General features: G+C 35.0%; 23 protein-coding genes. 18 read left to right on the top strand and 5 right to left on the bottom strand.

Features of this window, described 5'->3' with window-relative positions; genetic code table 11:
* Nucleotides 1–190: 190 nt before the first annotated feature.
* Nucleotides 191–1,192, bottom strand: a complete 1,002-nt coding sequence (locus ACIP9W_RS17595; RefSeq protein WP_400791969.1) for a DUF2268 domain-containing putative Zn-dependent protease — start codon at nt 1,190–1,192, stop codon at nt 191–193.
* Nucleotides 1,193–1,434: 242 nt separating this feature from the next.
* On the opposite strand from ACIP9W_RS17595, the gene ACIP9W_RS17590 reads away from it, so the two are divergent.
* From ACIP9W_RS17590 to ACIP9W_RS17560, 7 genes are all read left to right on the top strand, one after another.
* A complete protein-coding gene (locus ACIP9W_RS17590) occupies nt 1,435–1,719 on the top strand; it encodes a hypothetical protein (RefSeq protein ID WP_400791967.1) in 285 nt (94 codons plus the stop codon).
* 144 nt (nt 1,720–1,863) lie between these two features.
* Nucleotides 1,864–2,091: a hypothetical protein gene (locus tag ACIP9W_RS17585; RefSeq protein WP_400791964.1), complete on the top strand. Its 228-nt coding sequence runs from the start codon at nt 1,864–1,866 to the stop codon at nt 2,089–2,091.
* Between the two features lie 156 nt (nt 2,092–2,247).
* Nucleotides 2,248–2,997: a hypothetical protein gene (locus ACIP9W_RS17580; protein WP_400791962.1), complete on the top strand. Its 750-nt coding sequence runs from the start codon at nt 2,248–2,250 to the stop codon at nt 2,995–2,997.
* Nucleotides 2,998–3,074: 77 nt separating this feature from the next.
* Nucleotides 3,075–3,431, top strand: coding sequence for a hypothetical protein (locus ACIP9W_RS17575; RefSeq protein WP_400791960.1), 357 nt, complete (start codon nt 3,075–3,077; stop codon nt 3,429–3,431).
* Between the two features lie 184 nt (nt 3,432–3,615).
* Nucleotides 3,616–4,056: an SRPBCC family protein gene (locus tag ACIP9W_RS17570; protein WP_400791958.1), complete on the top strand. Its 441-nt coding sequence runs from the start codon at nt 3,616–3,618 to the stop codon at nt 4,054–4,056.
* Between the two features lie 190 nt (nt 4,057–4,246).
* Nucleotides 4,247–4,723, top strand: coding sequence for a hypothetical protein (locus ACIP9W_RS17565; RefSeq protein ID WP_400791956.1), 477 nt, complete (start codon nt 4,247–4,249; stop codon nt 4,721–4,723).
* A gap of 86 nt (nt 4,724–4,809) precedes the next feature.
* The gene (locus ACIP9W_RS17560; RefSeq protein WP_400791954.1) at nt 4,810–5,226 is read left to right on the top strand and encodes a DUF4304 domain-containing protein; all 417 of its coding nucleotides are present in this window, start codon (nt 4,810–4,812) and stop codon (nt 5,224–5,226) included.
* A gap of 92 nt (nt 5,227–5,318) precedes the next feature.
* Here ACIP9W_RS17560 and ACIP9W_RS17555 read toward each other — a convergent pair whose 3' ends face one another.
* On the bottom strand, nt 5,319–6,749 hold the full coding sequence (locus ACIP9W_RS17555; RefSeq protein WP_400791952.1) for an aldehyde dehydrogenase family protein: 1,431 nt from the start codon (nt 6,747–6,749) through the stop codon (nt 5,319–5,321).
* 188 nt (nt 6,750–6,937) lie between these two features.
* Between ACIP9W_RS17555 and ACIP9W_RS17550 the strand changes: the two genes are divergently transcribed.
* The 4 genes from ACIP9W_RS17550 to ACIP9W_RS17535 all read left to right on the top strand — a co-directional run bounded on the left by ACIP9W_RS17550 (nt 6,938) and on the right by ACIP9W_RS17535 (nt 10,389).
* Nucleotides 6,938–7,504: a DUF4256 domain-containing protein gene (locus tag ACIP9W_RS17550; RefSeq protein WP_400791950.1), complete on the top strand. Its 567-nt coding sequence runs from the start codon at nt 6,938–6,940 to the stop codon at nt 7,502–7,504.
* Nucleotides 7,505–7,806: 302 nt separating this feature from the next.
* On the top strand, nt 7,807–9,012 hold the full coding sequence (gene ccsA, locus ACIP9W_RS17545) for a cytochrome c biogenesis protein CcsA (protein ID WP_400791949.1): 1,206 nt from the start codon (nt 7,807–7,809) through the stop codon (nt 9,010–9,012).
* Nucleotides 9,013–9,090: 78 nt separating this feature from the next.
* Nucleotides 9,091–9,720, top strand: a complete 630-nt coding sequence (locus ACIP9W_RS17540; protein WP_400791947.1) for a CPBP family intramembrane glutamic endopeptidase — start codon at nt 9,091–9,093, stop codon at nt 9,718–9,720.
* Nucleotides 9,721–9,912: 192 nt separating this feature from the next.
* Entirely contained in the window at nt 9,913–10,389 is a 477-nt protein-coding gene (locus tag ACIP9W_RS17535) for a GNAT family N-acetyltransferase (RefSeq protein WP_400791945.1), read from the top strand.
* A gap of 867 nt (nt 10,390–11,256) precedes the next feature.
* Here ACIP9W_RS17535 and ACIP9W_RS17530 read toward each other — a convergent pair.
* Entirely contained in the window at nt 11,257–11,574 is a 318-nt protein-coding gene (locus ACIP9W_RS17530; RefSeq protein ID WP_400791943.1) for a hypothetical protein, read from the bottom strand.
* A 140-nt stretch (nt 11,575–11,714) separates the two neighbouring features.
* On the opposite strand from ACIP9W_RS17530, the gene ACIP9W_RS17525 reads away from it, so the two are divergent.
* The gene (locus ACIP9W_RS17525; RefSeq protein ID WP_400791941.1) at nt 11,715–13,100 is read left to right on the top strand and encodes a DHA2 family efflux MFS transporter permease subunit; all 1,386 of its coding nucleotides are present in this window, start codon (nt 11,715–11,717) and stop codon (nt 13,098–13,100) included.
* A 164-nt stretch (nt 13,101–13,264) separates the two neighbouring features.
* Here the strand turns inward: ACIP9W_RS17525 and ACIP9W_RS17520 are convergent, their stop codons facing one another.
* Nucleotides 13,265–13,669, bottom strand: a complete 405-nt coding sequence (locus ACIP9W_RS17520; protein ID WP_400791939.1) for a hypothetical protein — start codon at nt 13,667–13,669, stop codon at nt 13,265–13,267.
* A gap of 225 nt (nt 13,670–13,894) precedes the next feature.
* On the opposite strand from ACIP9W_RS17520, the gene ACIP9W_RS17515 reads away from it, so the two are divergent.
* The 5 genes from ACIP9W_RS17515 to ACIP9W_RS17495 all read left to right on the top strand — a co-directional run bounded on the left by ACIP9W_RS17515 (nt 13,895) and on the right by ACIP9W_RS17495 (nt 19,006).
* Complete coding sequence (locus tag ACIP9W_RS17515; protein WP_400791937.1) at nt 13,895–14,524, top strand: lysozyme inhibitor LprI family protein; 630 nt, start codon at nt 13,895–13,897, stop codon at nt 14,522–14,524.
* Nucleotides 14,525–14,632: 108 nt separating this feature from the next.
* Nucleotides 14,633–15,073: a cell wall hydrolase gene (locus ACIP9W_RS17510; RefSeq protein WP_400791936.1), complete on the top strand. Its 441-nt coding sequence runs from the start codon at nt 14,633–14,635 to the stop codon at nt 15,071–15,073.
* A gap of 201 nt (nt 15,074–15,274) precedes the next feature.
* Nucleotides 15,275–15,499: a hypothetical protein gene (locus ACIP9W_RS17505; protein ID WP_400791935.1), complete on the top strand. Its 225-nt coding sequence runs from the start codon at nt 15,275–15,277 to the stop codon at nt 15,497–15,499.
* Nucleotides 15,500–15,735: 236 nt separating this feature from the next.
* Nucleotides 15,736–18,060, top strand: coding sequence for an RNA polymerase recycling motor HelD (helD, locus tag ACIP9W_RS17500; protein WP_400791934.1), 2,325 nt, complete (start codon nt 15,736–15,738; stop codon nt 18,058–18,060).
* Between the two features lie 352 nt (nt 18,061–18,412).
* On the top strand, nt 18,413–19,006 hold the full coding sequence (locus tag ACIP9W_RS17495; protein ID WP_400791931.1) for a YdeI/OmpD-associated family protein: 594 nt from the start codon (nt 18,413–18,415) through the stop codon (nt 19,004–19,006).
* 36 nt (nt 19,007–19,042) lie between these two features.
* Here ACIP9W_RS17495 and ACIP9W_RS17490 read toward each other — a convergent pair whose 3' ends face one another.
* Entirely contained in the window at nt 19,043–19,459 is a 417-nt protein-coding gene (locus ACIP9W_RS17490) for a DUF1284 domain-containing protein (protein ID WP_400791929.1), read from the bottom strand.
* A 199-nt stretch (nt 19,460–19,658) separates the two neighbouring features.
* Between ACIP9W_RS17490 and ACIP9W_RS17485 the strand changes: the two genes are divergently transcribed.
* Nucleotides 19,659–20,636 carry a M23 family metallopeptidase gene (locus ACIP9W_RS17485; protein WP_400791928.1) on the top strand — a complete coding sequence of 326 codons (978 nt, stop codon included), beginning with the start codon at nt 19,659–19,661 and terminating at the stop codon, nt 20,634–20,636.
* The last annotated feature ends 30 nt before the right edge of the window (nt 20,637–20,666 follow it).

Here is a 20,666-nt window from a genome sequence, read left to right as displayed (position 1 = left end):
TATTATGCAACTTTTTATACAGAGTTGCATAATATCGGTTTTTTTATACGCGATTATTGAATAAGCTTCACGTTTCTTCTTCAACTATAGGGGCAGTTTAGTGGAAGAAGGGTATCAGAAATAAACAAAAGAATCCACTTCTAACATGTAGAAAGAAATCATAAATCATTGGAGAACATTGATAGAGAATCTATTGGTAATTAGCTAAATAATTTCCTTCTTCAAATATTTCCTTTGGACTTTTGGAAGTCCATTCTTCCACTGTCAAATTGGGATGCAAATTTAAATAAGATCTAATCATTTTATAACCTTCACTATAACCATAGTAGTCAGGTAAACCCTTAGTGCCGCCTAGTATAAACTCATTTGTACCACTACTTTCAAGATATGTTTCAATTTGTCTCCAATGTTCTTGGTTAAAACTTTCGTCAAGCACAACTTCAACACTATTTGTATCAGGATACATTAATGTTTCAAACATCACGGCCTGCCCTTCCATGATTAAATTGTCTAAAACGGTAAAAAAATAATCCTCTGAATAATGCATTTCAGTCCAAACACTATGATGATATTCATGTGAAATACCTGATTTAGTATAATTATCGAACTCACTTGATTTAAAGAAATTATTTAGCTCACTGAGAAAGACTGTAATTTTCCCAGTACCTAATGTGATCATGTCAGATGGAAATCTTTTATTTTCAGGAAACACACATACTGTCGTTTTTTTATCTGAGGAAAGCATATCTGAGGATTTAACAAGAGATTCCTCAAATAACTTATTCATATGATCTATTTCCAGTGATTCAATTTTTTCCTTGATATGATTAAAATCATTTTCTGACGGTGTCCATTCAAAGACACTAAATTTATCATATTCGGCATCTTTAAAACAAGCATCATATATAGGCTCGATAACCACCTGTTTATATAATTGATGTGGTGATTCATTTGGATTATCCTTTTTAGTTTCAAAATATTTTTCATATAACATGTAAGCATGAATTATATTAAATTCTTGGCCTGTATTGGGATTTTTAAAAGTATAGGAGATATTTTGTTTTTCATTTTGAGATGGTTCATTCTCTATAATTATGTTCTCGTCAGTTTGTTTAGTTTGCTTACAGGCTGATAAAATAAGTATTAATAGAAGCATACAAAATGAAATTAAAACTTTATTAGCGATATTCATTAACTTCAACTCCCTTTTCCATATGTTCCTATTTCTTATACATTTCATTTTGTCTGAAAGTTTCATTAATTTAATTTTTATTTTTAGACTAACACGGCAGATTTGTTCAATATGAAATCACAAAAGGAAGAGCATTTACTATACAATAAGATTTAACGTATTAAAGTCTTATTAGAGTAATGAATTGAGTTGATGCACATTAGAATTACACGATATAAATTAAAATATATGGAGGCATAGTTATGTGGATAATATTTGGGGTTATCGCAATAGTAGCAACTATTATAAATCTCTACATGTATAAAGTAGGAAAGGATTATAAGCTTGCTATGGCGATAGGATTATCTTTTACAGCATTAACACTTTGTTCAGAATACAGTCTTGTATCTGGGTGGGTAACAGTGGAAGATTGGTCAGCTTTAATGGATGTAGTACCTGGTATGGAAAGGGCATTATGGTTTTTGACAATTGTTTCTATCTTACTAAATATAGCACCTATACTTTTAGAGCTTAAAGGTAAGAAATAAATATCTATAGTCACATCATTTATATAATATGCAATTATTCTATAAGTCTTTATTTCTTACTAAAGAGCAGGTAAATGGAAGAGTAATAGGACTAGATTGTTGTATTCACAAATGAGAGAAAATAAACAAAAAGGATGATTATTTATGCTTTGGATTGCAACACAAGATGATAAAAGTTTGATAAACGCAAAAGAGATTACAGTAAATGGAAAGAAAATAGAAGGAGTAATTGGTAGTGCTGCAGTTCACTGGAGTAAAATTTTAGGGAAGTACGAATCAAATGAGAGAGCATTAGAAATTCTAAGTGAAATTTTTACAAAGATTGAAGAAAGCAATGGTTTTTCTGTGACATACACTATGCCTAAAAAGTAAGTAGCAACCTGAATAATAATCGATTGCGATTGTGGAGTAAACGTCGCTTTTTCTCTTAAACTGACAGGCACTTCACTTCAAGAAGGGGTAAAATTTTTAAAAAATTGTATTAACGCGGCGGGTTATTTCATTTTTAAACGAAGGGGAGATAACTTAATGAGACAAGTATATGCTTTTGAAAAGAAAGAGGAATATGAGAAGTATCAAGATATTATATATAGATTTGGTAAGAAGCTAAATGCGTACCAAAAAATACTTGAGGATCATTATTCTTTGACAGAACTACCAAAAGGTATTTTATGGACTACCGAAGAATTAGCAACTAAGGTTTTTTCCGATATACCAATACCAGCTTACACTAATAAAGATTTAATTTATATGTCACCAGATCTAGAAACTTGGCGGAAAATTCTTGTAAGACAATTGGACGGAAAAGCACTTCCTAATGTACAAAAATTTTATGAAAGCTACTCTGAAAATCAGGTATTTATAATATTAGCACACGAACTTACTCACCATTCTGATTTATTTTTAGATGAATTTGATGATGAAAGAGAAGATAGTATATGGTTCGAGGAAGGAATGTGTTTTTATCTACCTCGAAAGATATTATTAAGTGAGAAGGAATTCAATGAAATAACAAATGCAGAAGCCGAGTTGTTTGAAGCTTTCAAGAACAAATATGGAAATCATTCTTTAGATAACTTTGGCAGCAGTTCATACCTGGGTAGCTTATCAAGTATTATGTTTGATTATTGGCGAAGTTATCTTTCTATAAAGTATTTAGTAGAAGTACGGGCGAATAATAATGTGAAGGAGGTTTTTGATACCTATCATAGATGGCATAAAGAAGGTAGAAAAGTGCCATTAACGGAGTACTTTGAATTGGATCCCTTATTAAACTAACGGATGTTTTAGATGAAGAGGAACAGAAATTTAGTATTGACTGGAACTATATTCATGTAAAAGGAGGTAACGACAAGTTGAAACTAATTTGTAAAGCATGTAATTTAGAGATTTCTGAACCATTATCGGAATTGAAGGACCTGAACTTGATTAATGAAAAGGATGGTCAAGATTATATTCCGAGAGGATTTTATCTAATTCAGGAGGAGACAGCTTACAATCTATTAAAAGGTTCGATCATTATAAACATCAAAGATTTAATCAATTCAAATCGCCATTCAGATATAAGTAGATTAAATGGTTGTTGTGGACTTGACGGCTGTGATGGAATGAACAGGGTCTGCCTCCATGATCACGAAATTGGTACAGAATACTCTGATTGTTGGACGTATCATAAGGTTATATTAAATCCTGAAATAGTAAGCCTTGTTTAAGTTTTAGATTTTTATTCGTTATTCTTCAACAGATTCTTATAGTGCAATTTTTAATAGGAATTATATTTTTTATGCTTTTTACCGAAGATCAATCCTGTATAATGAGAGATGTAAGCTTATGCTTACTAATTATTTCATAGAAATGTATAATTACAATTTTGACGTAGTGAAAGTGGGGATCATCATGGCAACAGGAACACATACAGTAGAAATTCCAGTAGATGTACAAGCAGTTTGGGATTATGTCAGTGATCTTGAAAAATGGGCAACGACAGTACCAGCCTATAAAGAACATGAAATTATTAATGATAAGCAATCTATTTGGACATTTGAAGGTAACGTGAAAGGTATTAAGAAAACCATACAGGCACAGGTTGACATCACTGAATGGAATGAACCTTCCAATATTATGTTTGAACTAAAAGGATTAACAGACAACTTTAAAGGAAGCGGTCACTTTACTGCTACTGATCTTAACGGAAAAACTGAAATGACTTGTACAGTGGAAGTTCATGCAGGCGGATTATCTGGCGCAATGTTAACGCCAATTATTAAATGGGCTGTTCCAAAAGTAGCATCTCGTTTAACTGAATCAATCGCACGTAAAATTGCAGTATTCTCCTAAGTTAAGGAGGGTGGGTTCTTTATTTTGGTGATACCGCCGAAGGAACCAATGTAATAATCAAGAGATTATCTAGAAGGTTAATAATTAACGGAAAAAGAGGCTGTTTTAAATGAACGGTCTCTTTTTCGTCTTTTCATTCACATACTTAAAAATCAGATGTAGTAAAGGACATATGTGAAAGGGTAGTCATATGAAAAAGAAAACAAAAATTTGGATTTTCATTCCGCTTTTCTTGGTAGGTCTTGTTATTGTTAACCGCGATTATATTTCTCAATCTATTGAGTGGAAATTGAACTGGGGATTTGAGGTCCCTAGACCAAGTAAGATGGAGACAGTATTTACTAATAGAAATGGGTTTCCAAGTGAGGGAGAAACTTTTTTGGTTCTTCATTATAGGTCTCTGGAAAATAAATTAAAGGAAAAAGACGGTTGGACAGCCATTAATGAAAAATCCCATGATACAGTTTTAACTCTCCTTCAAAGCTTTCAAAAAAATGTGACTGAAATAAACAATACGCAGAATTATGAAAGTTTATTTCAAGAGTATCCAGTCAGTTATAATAAAAATGATAAATACTTTTATCATTTAGAGGAAGATAATAGCTACATACTTGCAATTTCAAATACAAAAGAACGAAAACTGTATGTTATGGAGTGGATTCAATAGTTGAACTAAAAAATCTTAAGAAGAGTTGCATTTTTGCAAACCTGACAGTTGAATTTAATTAATATTAACAAAGGAAGAATAAATGAATGTCAATAAATAAACGAAAAATGATGGATAATGCCTTGAAAAAAATCTTGGTACCTGTTTTAAGAAAACTGGAATTTAAAGGATCATTCCCTCACTTTAGACGATTGAATGAAAACAATATTGATTTAATTACTTTTCAATTCAACAGATGGGGAGGTTCATTCATAGTTGAATTGGCGACTTGTTCGACAGATGGGGTAACAATGTATTTTGGTGAACAAGTCCCTCCTAACAAAGTTACAGCACATTGTATAAACAAACGATTTAGGTTAGGGGCACAATCGGAAGAGGTGGATGGGATATGGTTTGATTTTGAGAATGCAAAAACAGAAGAGGATTTTGAAAAAGTTGCTTTTAGAGTTTTAGCTTTATTGAATGTAACAGACCGATTATGGATTTCTAATTTATTTAGTTAACAGATGCTAAGCTTTACAAGAATCCTTTCATTCTTAGTCAGAACACACTAGAAAAAGCTGCCCAAACACTTCTTGGACAGCTTAACTTCTATTTATTTAGAAGGCATTCCCATAATCGCTTTTGGTTCCAGAAATTCTTCGATTCCATAATTTCCCCATTCTCGACCAATCCCAGATTGCTTAAAGCCGCCAAAGGGAGCGGATATATCTGATTTACTATTATTGATTCTTATTTGTCCTGCTCGAATGCTGGAAGCAACTTTTTTCAGTTCTTCTTTATTATTTCCAACTATATATCCGGCAAGGCCGTAAACGGTATCGTTGGCAATTTCAATTGCTTCATCCAGATCTTTATATGTGATAACAGACATGACAGGTCCAAAGATTTCCTCCTGTGCAATCGTCATATCATTTTGCACATTCGTGAAAACGGTTATTTTGGAAAAGAATCCTTTATCGATTCCATCTGGTCTACCAGGACCGCCGATAGCAAGGGTGGCTCCTTCTTCTTCTCCTTTTTGGATGTAGGATTGAACGGTTTTCCACTGATCTTCGGATACTTGAGGACCGGTAAATGTATTTTTGTCCTGTGGATCTCCAACAGGGAACTCGGCCACTAATTCTTTCATTGCTTGGATGAATTCATCATGCATTTCTTCCGGTACGATTACTCGTGTAGCAGCTGCGCAAACTTGACCGGTATTTGTTGCGATTTGAGTTAAAGCTGTTCTTGCTGCTTCTTTCACCTCTGCATCCTTTAAAATAACTAAAGGAGATTTTCCTCCAAGTTCTAGTGAAACGTTTTTAATATCCTCTGCAGCATTTTTCATTATACTGCTTCCGACTGCTCCTGAACCAGTAAAGGATACAAAATCGATATCTGGATGAGAGCTAATGGCCTCTCCAACGACGGAACCTGAACCATTGACAAGATTAAAGACACCTTTAGGGACGCCAACCTTGTCAAAAATCTCCGCGATGATCATAGCTGCAAATGGTGTTTGAGATGCAGGTTTCACCACTAAGGTGCTGCCAGCTGCCAATGCGCTCGCTAGCTTCGTAGAAATCTGATTGGTAGGGAAATTCCATGGCGTGATCAGTCCAGAGACGCCAATTGGTTCCTTTACAATATAAGAGTTGTCCCTTTCCTCTGTGAACTGGAAAGTTTTTAATTCCTCTGCAGCCTGCTTAAAGTGGGCAAGTCCCATTTGATAATGAATTTGCTCCGACTTTGTTATGGGGGCTCCTAGCTCTTCAGTCATTATCTTGACCAAATCATCTTTGCGATTTTCATATTCTTTCGCAATATCCTCTAGAAGTTTTACCCGATCGTCCACTGACATTTGAGAAAAGGAAGGAAAAGCCTCTTTTGCTGCTTGAACCGCCCGATTGACATCTTCTTCCGTTCCACTGCTAATCTTTCCAATCACTTCTTCTGTTGCCGGGTTTATCACTTCTATTGTGTCCGAACCTGTAGAATCCACCCACTGACCATTAATATAGTGTTTTGTATGATTAAGCATATGCAAACTCCTTTTCATTTGACTTATATGAAAATATTCCCTTTTAGAATATGGCTAAACATATGGATAACAAGAATTTTAAGGATTATGAGATTTAGATTGATGGACACAAGCTGAATTAGTTATTAAAATTGAACTAACGAGAGGATTTCTATATATGGAGTCGCAATACCAAGGAGGAAACGAATATGTCAAACGGAAACAAAGTGTTATCACTAGAACAACGTGAAGAACTTCTCAGTTCATTAAAATTACGTTTTGAAAAAAACATGCACCGTCATCAAGACCTAGAATGGAATGATGTACAAGCTAAGCTCGAAGCTAATCCTGAAAAATTATGGTCCCTTCATGAAATGGAAGTGACTGAAGGCGAACCGGATGTTGTTGGCTATGATGAAAAAACGGGAGAATACCTTTTTTATGATTGTTCCGCGGAGAGTCCAAAAGGTCGCAGAAGTATTTGTTATGACCGAGAGGCACTGGAGTCAAGGAAAAAACACAAACCAGAAAACAGCGCTATTGATATGGCAAATGAAATGGGCATCGAAATGTTAACGGAAGAGCAGTATCGAGAGCTACAGGAACTGGAAAGCTTCGATAAGAAAACGTCAAGCTGGGTGCAAATGCCTGCTAACATTAGAAAACTCGGCGGGGCAATCTTTTGTGATTGGCGCTATGATACAGTTTTTGTTTATCATAATGGAGCAGATTCCTATTATGCTGCAAGGGGTTTCCGTGGTTCGTTAAGGGTGTAAGTTTTGTATAGTTAATGGAGAGTTTTATTTTATTCTTCTATAATAGAGCGCAATCGTAATAGGCCATTTCGATGGTCTATTTTTATGCTTAAAACCTCACGAGAGTTTGGTGTTACAAGATGTAATGTTTTTTTGAAAAAAGTGTCTTATATTAAAAGTATAAATTTAAATTGTCACAATTTTGACCAAATTAATCTATTCATCTATCCAATTCATAGAAAATAATGGTTGGATAAGATATATTATACACAACAGGTTTGATTAATTTGAAAATATAAAATTTTAAAAAGAGGAGAGTATAGATGACTTTTAATTCTTTCATATCAATTAGTAGCATGTCTTTATATTTTTCATTTGTTATTTACTTAATTGCCATTATTCCTTTTGGTTTAGCAGTAAAATCTACGAAAAAGGGAGCTTTAAGGCTAGCTTTGACATTAACAGGCATTGGTTTTGTAGCACAATTAAACTATTTTATATTAAGATGGATTGCTTCAGGACATGCTCCCGTTAGTAATCTTTATGAGTTTTTAACCTTTTTTGGAATGATGTTAATCGGGATTTTTTTTGTTATTTTTTTTATTTATCGTCAGGCAGTTGTGGGTTTGTTTTTATTGCCAATTTCAATACTAATCATTGCTTATGCAAGTATGTTTTCAAAGGAAGTTACTCCCTTAATACCTGCATTACAAAGTAATTGGCTCACTATCCATGTATTAACTGTTGCTATTGCAAGTGCAATACTTTCCCTTTCATTTGTAACAGGATTAATTTATCTATTAAAAAAAATAGATCCCAATTCAAATAATATAAGGGTATTCTTTTTAGAATTTGTATTATATCTACTGGTTGTGGTTATTGGTTTTATTGCTATTACTACTACTTTTAGAACAATTGACTATAGTGTAAGTTATGAGTACGAAAATAAAGATGGACAAATACAATTATATCATTATCATATTCCTGCTATTGTCGTTCCTGCAAACTCAACCACAGTTAGACCGATTGACAAAGGTCGAAACAGTTATGAAGAGGCTGATCTGTACCCTGGACTACTGGAGATTCCGGTTAAGATTGAGGCGTCAAAGTTGAATACAATTATTTGGTCATTCTTAACAGGAACAACTTTATATGTATTGTTGCGTATAGTTACACGAAAAAAAGTGGCTCAACTATTAAGACCGTTAACCAATAAGGTAAATCTTTCCTTGATGGATGAGATTTCGTATAGAGTAATTCTCATAGGTTTTCCTTTATTTGCACTAGGTGGTCTTTTCTTTGCTATGATTTGGGCACATCTTGCATGGGGGCGTTTTTGGGGTTGGGATCCAAAAGAGGTTTGGGCTCTCATAACATTCCTATTCTATACAGCTTTTCTCCACTTTCGAATTAGTAAGGGGTGGGAGGGAGAGAGGACTGCTTGGTTAGCTATTGTTGGTTTTGGAACAATTGTTTTTAATCAAGTTTTTGTTAATTTAGTTATTGCTGGATTACATTCATATGCTTGATAACTATGAAAGCTTTGTTTAACTTAAGTTGAGGCTTATTTCAAAAAAAATCTTCAATTACTAAAGATGAGGCGATTTATGAAAAAAAATTACAGATATGCATTATTGATTTACTTTTGCCCACTGCTCTTTTTAGATTTAATGGTTCATTTTTTCAATATCAGTTACCGATTACTTGAGATTTTAAGTTACATAATCTTTCCTCTACTATTAATTACAATTTCTTATCTTTTGAAAGAAGATTTAAAAATAAAAGTATTTGAAAAAGATAAGTATACAGTAAAAAAAACTATATCAGTGATTTGTCTTAGTTATTTTATGGCCCTTGCTGGGATAATTATTATCACACTTGTAAAATCTTTGGTTGTCACTGCAAATGGAAATATTACGACTAGTGATATAAATACTTCTCCTTTTATGATTATTCCAATAGTTATTTTCGGACCTTTAGTAGAAGAACTGGTTTTCAGAAGGATTATATTTCACGTTTTATCGGTAAAATTTAATTTATTTATGAGTATAATATTAACGTCCTTACTTTTCTCTAGTTGGCATTTGTCTCTAATTAGTTTTCCCGAACTGTTTTGGCTATCAATTGTTTTATCTTATAGTTATTATCTTACCAATAGATTATTAGCACCAATTATTCTTCATATTGTTTGGAATTTATCACCTTTTATTTTCCAATGCATTGGGAGTTTTTTATAGGATTTTCCATTCTACTTAAAAAAGTTTAAATTCAATAGCTTCAGGTGATGATAACTCATTATTGTTCAATAGTCGTGTTTGCCTCAGTATTTGTAACATTAGCTGGTTGTGTAAATGTGCTTATGGAGCATTACTACCACACTGTTAAAAACACGTAACCAGTAATCTAGATAATTAAGGGAGAGGCTCTGCTTGATTAGTCTCAGAAAAATTACATTGGAAAACCGCCGTGCCATTTTTAACCTGGAAGTTTCAGAAGAGCAAAGACGCTTTGTCGCGTCTAATCTGTCAAGTGTGGCTTCGTGTTATGTGCTTGAAACAAACGGGGGATATCCATTTCCGTTTGCCATTTATGCGGATGAGCAGCCGGTCGGTTTCGTTATGATAACTTATGGAATCACCGGATACGAACTTCCGTCAATCGCAGATGACAGCTATTGTATCTTGCGACTGATGATTGACAAGCGGTACCAGAACCGGGGTTGCGGTAGGGAAGCCATGATAAAAATCTTGGAATTTATACGCACCTTTCCAGCCGGACCTGCACGTTACTGTTGGATCCCATATAGTACCGATAACTTTGCTGCCAAAAAGCTTTATGATAGCTTCGGTTTTTGTGACAACGGAGAGATCTGCGATAACGAGCCGATAACCGTATTGCGACTATAGTTTATTGCTCCCTAAGAAAGGGGAACCGTTGGACACAAGCTAAAAAGTTATACTTAAATTAACAAACAGTTAAAACAAGAAGAAAACAGGTTAAATAGAGTGTAATTTATCAGAGATTGGATAATGGTATGGGAAAGAAAATATGAATATTTATTAGTTTAGTTCTGACGGTATGTCTTGTGTGGTGGATAAGCAAACCAAACAATAACACTACCGTTATTTATCATTTTCCTGAAGGTTTCAAATGAAATAAACATTGCAGAATTTCCTATAGGTAGGTACACTTCGAATGGTAATTCGTTATCTGAAAGTATGACAAGAACGCTTGATCCGAATTAAGAACATTATTATTGACGTAGTTGTGTAATTCAAGTAACTCTCTCTTTACTTCAAAAAGAGTTTTCTTTTCACTGAACTGTATTTAAGGATATGCGAATAGTAAAAAAGAGGAGGTAGAAAAAGCCAAATTTCTCGATATTAAATGAGAAGTTAGGCTTTTTTTTACGGCGATATAACCAAGTTCGATGAATCTGGGGATAATACAAGATTAGCTATTCTTCTGTAATTGTATTCGACCAAATGGTAGCATGCCATGGTATAAATAGTAAGAAGGAATGATAATCAATGCCAGAACTTTTAGCGAAAAAAATTAAGCTCGATACATAAGGTTAATTTGCTCTGCGATATAGACGGAATCTAAGTGTAAGCCATCTTTTAACCACCACATAATAATGCCGATAATTGAGGCAGTTTTAATGTCTGGATCTACGATAGCTTTTCTTCCTATATTATTTGATTGACTTCTTCTGGTTACGATTAAATCCTTCATCAACATTAGTAAATGTTTTTCGACCTCTTCAAACTGGACTAAAGTAGGTGATTTCTTTGTTCTAGGAGATAATCCAATAGCTGTATCAAGTGCTCTTTTCTATTCCTATCAAAAATGGAAGTTAAATTTTCTATTTTGTCTGTTAGCCCTTGTAAGATGTCATGAGTTAAATGTTCCTTTAACTCATTAATATTTTGATAGTGTAAATAGAAGGTGGTACGGTTCAATTTAGCCCTTTGCGTTAATTTATGAATAGAGATTTGATGTAGCGAGTTACCCTCTTGCAATAGTGTTAGTAAAGCTTCTTTAAGCATTTCCTGTGTGCGAATGGCGCGAGGATCTTCTTTAATAGTCATGAAAATCATCCCTTTATCGTATGGATTTGTCTCTTAATCGACAGAAATGACCCGATTGTAGATGGTTGTTTTTATACTTCTGCTATTATATTTTCTAGACAGTTTGTCGACAATCTATATTATAGGGGAAGGAATTTTATATGCAAAATGAAATAGCGAGTAGTACCAAAAAGTTGCTGCTCATCATCATGATAACGGGAACCTTTTTTTCTACATTAAATCAAACATTGTTAAACGTGGCATTTAGTGATTTAATGATAGTTTTTCATGTAAATACGGCAACGATTCAATGGTTAGCTACAGGCTTTATGCTTGTAAATGGTGTGTTAGTACCTATTACTGCTTTCTTAATGAAACGTTTTTCGACAAGGCAGTTATTTATCAGCTCCATGTTATTTTTACTAATCGGTTCTTTAATTGCCGCATGTGCAAATAATTTCGGCGTACTATTAACAGGTAGAATGATTCAAGCAGTAGGTGCTGGAATCATCATTCCGTTAATGATGACTGTAATTGTTTATCTATATCCTGCGGAAAAACGCGGCGCGATTATGGGGAACATTGGCTTTGCTATTATATTTGCACCAGCCATTGCACCAACATTAGCAGGATTTATATTAGAGTATTTATCCTGGCGATGGTTATTTATCATCATGATCCCATTCATCGCAGCAATTATCATGCTAGCAAGTAAATATCTAGTTAATGCCTCGGAAACGTCCAAAGTAAAGCTCGATATAGTCAGTGTGATCTATTCTACTGTTGGCTTTGGATTTCTTCTTTTTGGCTTTAGTAGTGCAGGCAGCCGAGGATGGGATGATTTATTTGTCCTAACATCCATTGTTGTCGGTTTGCTTGTAACCATCATGTTCTGTCATAGACAAATGAAGTCTACTGAACCTTTATTGAATTTAAATGTTTTCAAATTTAACACATTTACAATGACCACGGTAGTTAATATCGCCATTACCATTCTAATGTATGCCGACTTAATATTACTGCCGATTTATTTGCAGGATGGAAGAGGGTTTACAGCGCTAGAAGCGGGATTGTTATTATTACCAGGTGCTATTATCAATGCCATGCTGTCCCCGGTAACTGGTAAGCTTTTCGATAAATTTGGTGCAAAACCATTATTCATACTAGGCACAAGTTTAATCGCGATATCGATGCTTGCAGTAATTGACTTGTCACCAGAAACAACAACAATATATATTTTGGTTCGTACAATTTTATTGCGTATAGGCTTGGCATTTATAACAATGCCGTTAAACACAGCTGCTTTAAATGCACTACCAAGGGAATTAGCCTCTCATGGCTCGTCTATTAACAACACAATTCGCCAACTAGCTGGCGCAATTGGTACAGCCGTTATCATGACGATATATACGATCCAATTATCGAATGTTTCTTTAGAGTCTAAGATAGGTTATATTAGTGGCGCGAGTAACACGTATTTCTATATGTTTGTTATCTCTGTAATAGCATTCATCATTACATGGTTCACGCCAAAAAAGACAAGTTAGAGTAGGTACGATAGTAGTGAATGTTTTATAGGGATAAATAAAAGACTTAAATCCTTTTATAATTGGATTTAAGTCTTTTTATTTATCTTGAAAAAAATTAAAGGTACAAGTAAGAAGCATACTCTGTAAAAGAAGTGCTTTGAATCTAATGTCATAGATGGATTTTATTTGGGATTTTCTTGTGTGAAGTATTCTACACCTTGTAAATCTTTGATTATACGCTTTCCTATTTTTTCGAACTCTAAAGAAATAGTATCATCAAGAGTTACATAGTATTTTGAACCTTTTGTTTCAATCTTTCCTTCCTTATAAACTTTATTTAAATATTTGTCAGCTTTGGTATTCTCTTTAATAAGGACATTATCAATACTGCTTTTTTTAGTCTTTTCATCCAATCGAAGAGTACCGCTAACCATTATTCCTTCTTCGACTAAAACGATAATCTGGCCTTTATTATTTTTGAATCCGGAATCTTCAAAGTCTAATACATTTGCTTTTAGTGTATCCTCATTATTTATACAAGCTGTCAAAAGGAAAGTTGTTAAAAGTAATAAAATTATTTTTTTCATTTCATCCCTCCTCTATAAAAATGTTTGAATTTTCAATTACCTTGTATACGTATGAATACTTAAATGGTTTCAAACAGTTGTTGGGATTGTTATAAGTAGAATCATAGTCAGTTATAAAAGATATGATCGGATGGAAAAATTTTCTGAAATATGGAACCTCCATTCATCTCGAACGTTTTAAAGTTTGGGAGCAGGTAAAACAGAAAATAAAAGGGAGGCTTTAAATTGAAGAATAATAGAAAAATATTAATAGTAATGTTTACTTTAGTATTCACACTATTAGCTGGTTGTGTTAATGCTTCTGATGAATCAAGTGACGAATCGAACGAGAACTCTACTCCGAGTACTGAAGAGAATTCGGCAACCAAGGATTCAACAGATAAAACAGAAAGTTCTTCTGAGGGAGCTGGCAACACGGAACTAAATAATCAAGCAGATACATCTACAAAGACAAATGATGGACAACCTTTAGAATCCAGTAATAGTGACAGCGAAATCACTATAAGTAATAAGGATGACTATCTTAAGAAGCTTAATGAGATGGAAGAAGCGGATAGATATTCAGAAGCTGGAACAACCACGATAGAGTTGGTAGAACAAGAGGCGGAGAGATATAAAAAATGGGATGCGGAATTGAACAAAATTTACGGGGTGTTGAAAGAACAACTAAGTGCCGAACAGATGGATAAATTAAGAGATGATCAACGGGACTGGATTAAATATAGAGATGAGGCTGCTAAAGAAGCATCATTAAAGTATGAGGGTGGTTCCATGGAAGGATTGGAATATGTGGCTACGCAAGCGGGTCTTACAAGAGAAAGATGTTATCTGTTAGTTGCTAAATATATGAAGTAATGATTCAAAGCTTTGGCAGTTCCCTTGTCTGCCGGTAAATGGGGTCTTATTTATTAACGATGACAACAATCGCCGCTCTTTATCATACTATATGCTTGAGGTGATTAAATGCCAAGAATAAAATACAAAAGTTCAGACGTTGACTTAGTGGCACGGATGATGAGAGCGGAAGCCGAAGGGGAAGGGCAGCAAGGCATGTTATATGTTGGAAATGTAATTGTTAATCGCGTTTTAGCCGAATGTATAGACTTTAGTGATTTAAGATCCATCGAAGATGTTATTTATCATGTGCAGGGCGGAAATTATTCTTTTGAAGCTGTGCAGAAAGGTAATTTGTTTTATGAAAGAGCTAGAGGTGTCGAAAAAAAATTAGCTAAACAGGTTTTAGATTATTGGAGAGATCACCCAGCAAAATATGCTCTATGGTATTTTAATCCCTATGGCCCTTGCCCTCCAACCTGGTACGATCAACCTTTTACTGGTCAATTTAAGCAACATTGTTTTTATGAACCAGCACCAGGAACATGTGATAGTGTTTATAGAGGCTAGTGAGTTTAACAAATACGGTGATTTTAGGATTTTTGTGGTGGAACTTTTACCATTACGAATGAACTAAAAAGGGAACTCCTGTTTTAGCGGGTGTGCCCTTTTTGTCATACCACCATTTAAGATAAATAGTAAGGCTGTATACTGGAACTATTTGAAAATTCAAACGTAAATTAATTACTGATTTTTGAGGAGATGCTGATAATGGCGGATATAATTATGGGTTTTATTTTAATGATTCCCATTTATGGGGTGTTGATCTGGAGTTATTTTTGTCCGAAAGAAAGTATGCTATGGGGAAAACGGTGGATGTATAAAGAAGAGCCGGAAATTTCGACAGGTGCTATTCGATATGTAAAATTTGCTTCATTAGCCAGCATTATTATTATGACATTTATTTTTATAATATTAATATTTACCCAAACATAACCGGTTGTGCCAAATGAGTAAAAAAACAACAAATAGAAAGGTGGCAAATTCTCCATTAGAAAAGAATCTGCCACCTTATATATTTGTAAATATAGATTGATAATAATAAAAAAACATGGTAAAGTTGAATAGAAACACATTTTTTGTTCGTTACTTTATATTTTCCCTACTATAAGTATAACGCATAATTTTTTTCTCGTCAACCCCTAATTTTATTGGATAAAGGAGTGCTTGATATGAATACGAAACTTAGCCAAGAGCAAGATCGATTAGACAGCGTAATGGAGGTCATTACGGAACAAATGGAGAAGCTGCAAGAAGAAACTGACACGCACCGTAAAGAAGTGGTTAGTTTTCGCAAGCATTTTTGGGATGACGTCAAGGTTAATGTGGATACGTTCGATGATTATTTGGAGACGATTATTAGCTTAAGACAGCAGGCTCAGAACCTTTCCGTCAGCCAAAGCACACATAGGCAAGCGTCCAATAAACTGTCCGCACTTCAGCGTATACAGAAGATACCTTATTTTGGCCGTATCGATTTCACAGAGGATGGGACTTCCGAAGCTGAAAGAATTTATATAGGTACTGCTACCCTAATGGATTCAAGTGGAGAGGACTTTCTGATCTATGACTGGCGCGCTCCCATATCGAGCATTTATTATAATTACTCACCAGGACCAGCTGAATACACTACGCCCGGAGGACTCATCGGCGGTATGTTGGAGCAAAAATGGCAATATATTATCCGTGGTGGTGTTGTGGAATCCATGTTCGATACGAGTCTTACAATCGGGGACGAGATTTTACAGCAGGTACTTGGTAAAAGCACGGATAAACATATGCATATTATAGTCTCTACTATTCAACAGGAGCAAAACCGGATCATCCGGCATGATCATGGTCGACTGCTCATCGTTCAAGGCTCGGCAGGCAGTGGCAAGACATCAGCTGCTCTTCAGCGGATTGCTTATTTACTATATAAATATCGAGATAAATTGAAAGCGGATCAAATCATTTTATTTTCACCTAATTCGATGTTTAACAGCTATGTCTCCAATGTATTGCCGGAACTTGGGGAGGAGAATATGCAGCAGGTCACATTCCAAGAATACTTGAATCACCGGTTAAGCGATAAATTTCAAGTAGAGGGTCCTTATAAACAATTGGAATATGTGTTGACTGCAACCGATCAGCCTTTATACCAAGTTAGAACAGCGAGCATCCGTTTCAAAGCTTCCGTTCGTTTTTTTGAGGCAATCAAAACATACCGAGAATCACTTGAGGCAGCTGGATTGCTATTCAAAGGGATTACATTTAGAGGGGAATCGATTGTCACTGCCAAGCAAATCAATGAACGGTTTTACAGAAAGGACACCTCTCTTCGTTTTCATAACAGAATCGAAAAGTTAACGGAATGGCTAAATAGACAGGTCGAAGAAGCGATGAGGCGCGAGCGAAATAAGGCTTGGGTGCAGGAAGAAATTGAGTTACTCAGTGAAGATGACTACCAAAAGGCTTATAACTACTTACGGAAGAAACGTGGTTTTAGAGGAGAATCCGCTGACGATTACGAGATGGAACCGGAAGCCCTAGCCCAATTGATCGTTCGACAGAAATTTAAATCGATACGAAAAGGGATTCAAATGCTCCACTTCATAGACATCAAGGGAATATACAAACAGCTGTTCACCAACTTGACGTGGATGAAGGGAGAAACACCGGAAGAATGGGATGGTATTTGCCAACTGACTTTGAATATGCTAGATGAGGGTAAGCTGTTGTACGAGGATGCTACTCCATTTTTACTTTTAAAAGAGTTGATACAAGGCTTTCAAACGAATACCACCATTAAACATGTCCTTATAGACGAAGCGCAAGACTATTCTCCGTTTCAATTTGAATTTTTGAAACGATTATTTCCTTCTGCAAAAATGACGGTACTTGGTGACTTTAACCAGGCGATATTCGCTCATGCAAGTGAAACGATAGATTTTGAGACACTCACGAACTTATACGGACCGAATGAAACGAATACAATTAATCTGACACGCAGTTACAGATCCACTCGACCAATCGTTGAAATAACACGACGACTTGTGCCTAACGGGCAACAGATTGTCGCTTTCGATCGCGAAGGCGAAGTACCTGTATTGACTCAATTGACTAATAGGGAAGAGCTACATCGTCAGATCGTTTCTAAAGTATCCAGTTTGCAAAATCAAGAGTTTAGTACAATCGCTATTATATGTAAATCCGCTGAGGAAAGCGCCGCTGCATACAAGGCTTTACGTGATATCGATGAAATAAAACTTGTGAAAAGTAACTCCATGGAGTATGAACAAGGAGTTGTAGTGATACCTGCCTATTTAGCCAAAGGGATTGAATTCGATGCCGTTATCATCTATGACGCTTCAGCTGAAGTGTACGACAATGAGAGCTTACGCAGATTGTTTTACACAGCCTGCACCCGTGCGATGCATTACTTGCAGCTATACAGTGTGGGAGAGCCAAGTCCGTTACTGCTAGATATTGATTCGGAGTATTTGGTTCGAAGCTAGGGATCGCTAGTTGCTCTTTAGTGATGCTTAGAAAAGATGATCTTTGGTGATTTTCTTTTCTAGGCGTATATTTTATAGTGGATAAGCAAAATGGAGGTACGGAATTATATGGAATTTATATATTTACTAGCAGTACCATTTTTTTCGGTATTATGGTTTCTGAATTTAGTCCAGCTTTTAGAAAAACTAAAACAGGGAAAAGATATACATAACCAAAAAGTGCTAGGATGTGTATGGAGCGTTGGATTAACTTTTTCGATGATCGTTGTAATAATCTCTTTTATATAGGCGCTTCTTATGTTACTAGTTAACTTATAGTGAAAATCGTAAAATTACTAGAGGGTGGTCCTGAATGTCAAATAGTACAATGAATCCTAAAGTAGATGAATTCATAGGTAAATCAAATAAGTGGAAGAAAGAATATGAACAGTTAAGAAGTATTGTCCTAGACTGTGGGCTGACAGAGGAATTTAAGTGGATGCATCCTTGTTACACATTGGAGAATAAAAATATCCTGTTAATACATGGGTTTAAAGAATATTGTGCAGTCCTGTTTCATAAAGGGGCATTATTAAAGGACACCCAAGGAATTTTAATTCAGCAAACGGAGAATGTACAAGCGGCCCGTCAGATTCGATTTACGAATATGGAAGAAATAATTGAAATGGATGCCATCTTGAAGAAATATATTAAGGAAGCTATTGAAGTGGAACAAGCTGGTTTGGAGGTGAACTTAAAGAAACATACAGAATTTATCATTCCAGATGAGCTTCAACATAAATTCGAGGAAATTGGAGACTTAAAATCAGCTTTCGAAGCTTTGACACCAGGTCGGCAAAGAGCCTACATTCTTTATTTTTCAGAAGCGAAACAATCTAAAACTCGAACTGCAAGGGTTGAAAAATACACAAAGAAAATTCTAGATGGAAAAGGTTTAAAGGATTAGTCCATTTTAAATTAGGCTGAATAGAAAGGGGAGGGGTTAATTTATTTTTCTTAACCCTTTCCCTTCTTTAATTGCTTTGATTCCTTCTTCACAAACTCCATATGAACGCCAGGAACATGTTTCGCATACAATCTGTATGTCGGCGGGAACGATGTAGTTGCGAATATGTGATTCAATATCCTCCCATCTCAGAACTTGTCCTGTTGTAAGCCCTATTTTTTCTAAAATAGCAGTATCTCTTTTGTAAATATCATCGTTTTGGCAGTGGTATTCCGCTGATTTTGGGTATTTTTCACACAAGTAATCGGGACCATTTACAATATTGATCATTGTTTTCGGATTGTCTCTCAATGTTTCATGAAGAGCTGTCATATTTTCCACATATTCTTTGGAATACCCCATTCCACGATAACCCAAAAGGCAAAAAAGATGATGACCTCTTAGTGTATACATAACTTCCCCCCTAATCATATAGATACAATCGATGAAATATATATGTTAACCACGGTAGTATATTAAGTTAACTTATATTATATTACTCATCATATCATATTACTTCTGATCAATTAGATTTTTTCTTTGAAACTTTCCAACTATAATTTCGTATTAATCGTTAAGAAGGTTTTTGTGGATTTCTTAGGAGGTTTTTCAAATGTATGGTAGTTTAGCCGATCCCGAGGATTTTGGAACTATATTTCTAAACGAAGACTATGAGAATATTTATTATTGCACTTCAATTGATTTTCAAAAACTAATTTCTTTAGAACAATTTGTTGAACTAGCCTCTACGTTTAATGGAGGAGTTAATTATTATCAAATTGAATTTAATCTCCCTTTCCAAGATATGACCCATTACATTTGGGTAGATGATCAAAAAGAAAAGGCGATATCTGTATTTTTTGATGAGAAAAAGAGGATTCAACGCTTATATTTAAAACCATTTATTACATATGAACAGAGTGATAATCGATTTACAGTCAACTTGTACACAATGCCGGTAAAAGGCGAATGGTTTGTGTTTTGGGGTGGAGCAAATGAATTTATTAATTATCATTATCCATACGAAAGTCAGCGTTATGCTTATGACCTTGTCAAAGTGCAGGATGGTTTGTCTTACAGAAATACACAAACTGGGAATAATAACTTCTATGCGTTTGGTGAAGATATAGTAGCCCCGGGAGATGGGAAAATTGTAAAAGTAGTGGATGGACTAAAAGATAATATCCCCGGTGAAATGGATACGAATAATCCAGCAGGTAACTATGTGGTGATAGAGCACGCCAATAAAGAATTTAGTATGATTGCCCATTTCAAACAGAATTCTATTTTAGTGAAAGTGGGAGTGGTCGTGACAGAGGGGCAGCTGATTGGGAAATGCGGTAACTCAGGTAATTCATCTGAACCTCATATTCATTTTCAAGTAATGGATTCACCTGATTTTGAAAATGGTAACTCGATTCGTATCCGGTTTAAAGATGGAAATGAGCCAATCCAAGGGGATACAGTAGTAAATCCACTAGATTATAAAGATCCCTTTGATGAGAAATTGAATAAAATGGATAACTCATTGACGATGATCGATTTCATTCTTTTGATTCCGAGAACGATCGCACAGTTTTTTAAGAATTAAGGGCTAGCATTAATAATTAGCTGGAGGTGA

Source organism: Psychrobacillus sp. NPDC093180 (assembly GCF_044754065.1).
Lineage (GTDB): Bacteria > Bacillota > Bacilli > Bacillales_A > Planococcaceae > Psychrobacillus.
Note: the sequence above shows the minus strand (reverse complement) of the source record. Positions and strands in the feature narration are given on the sequence as shown.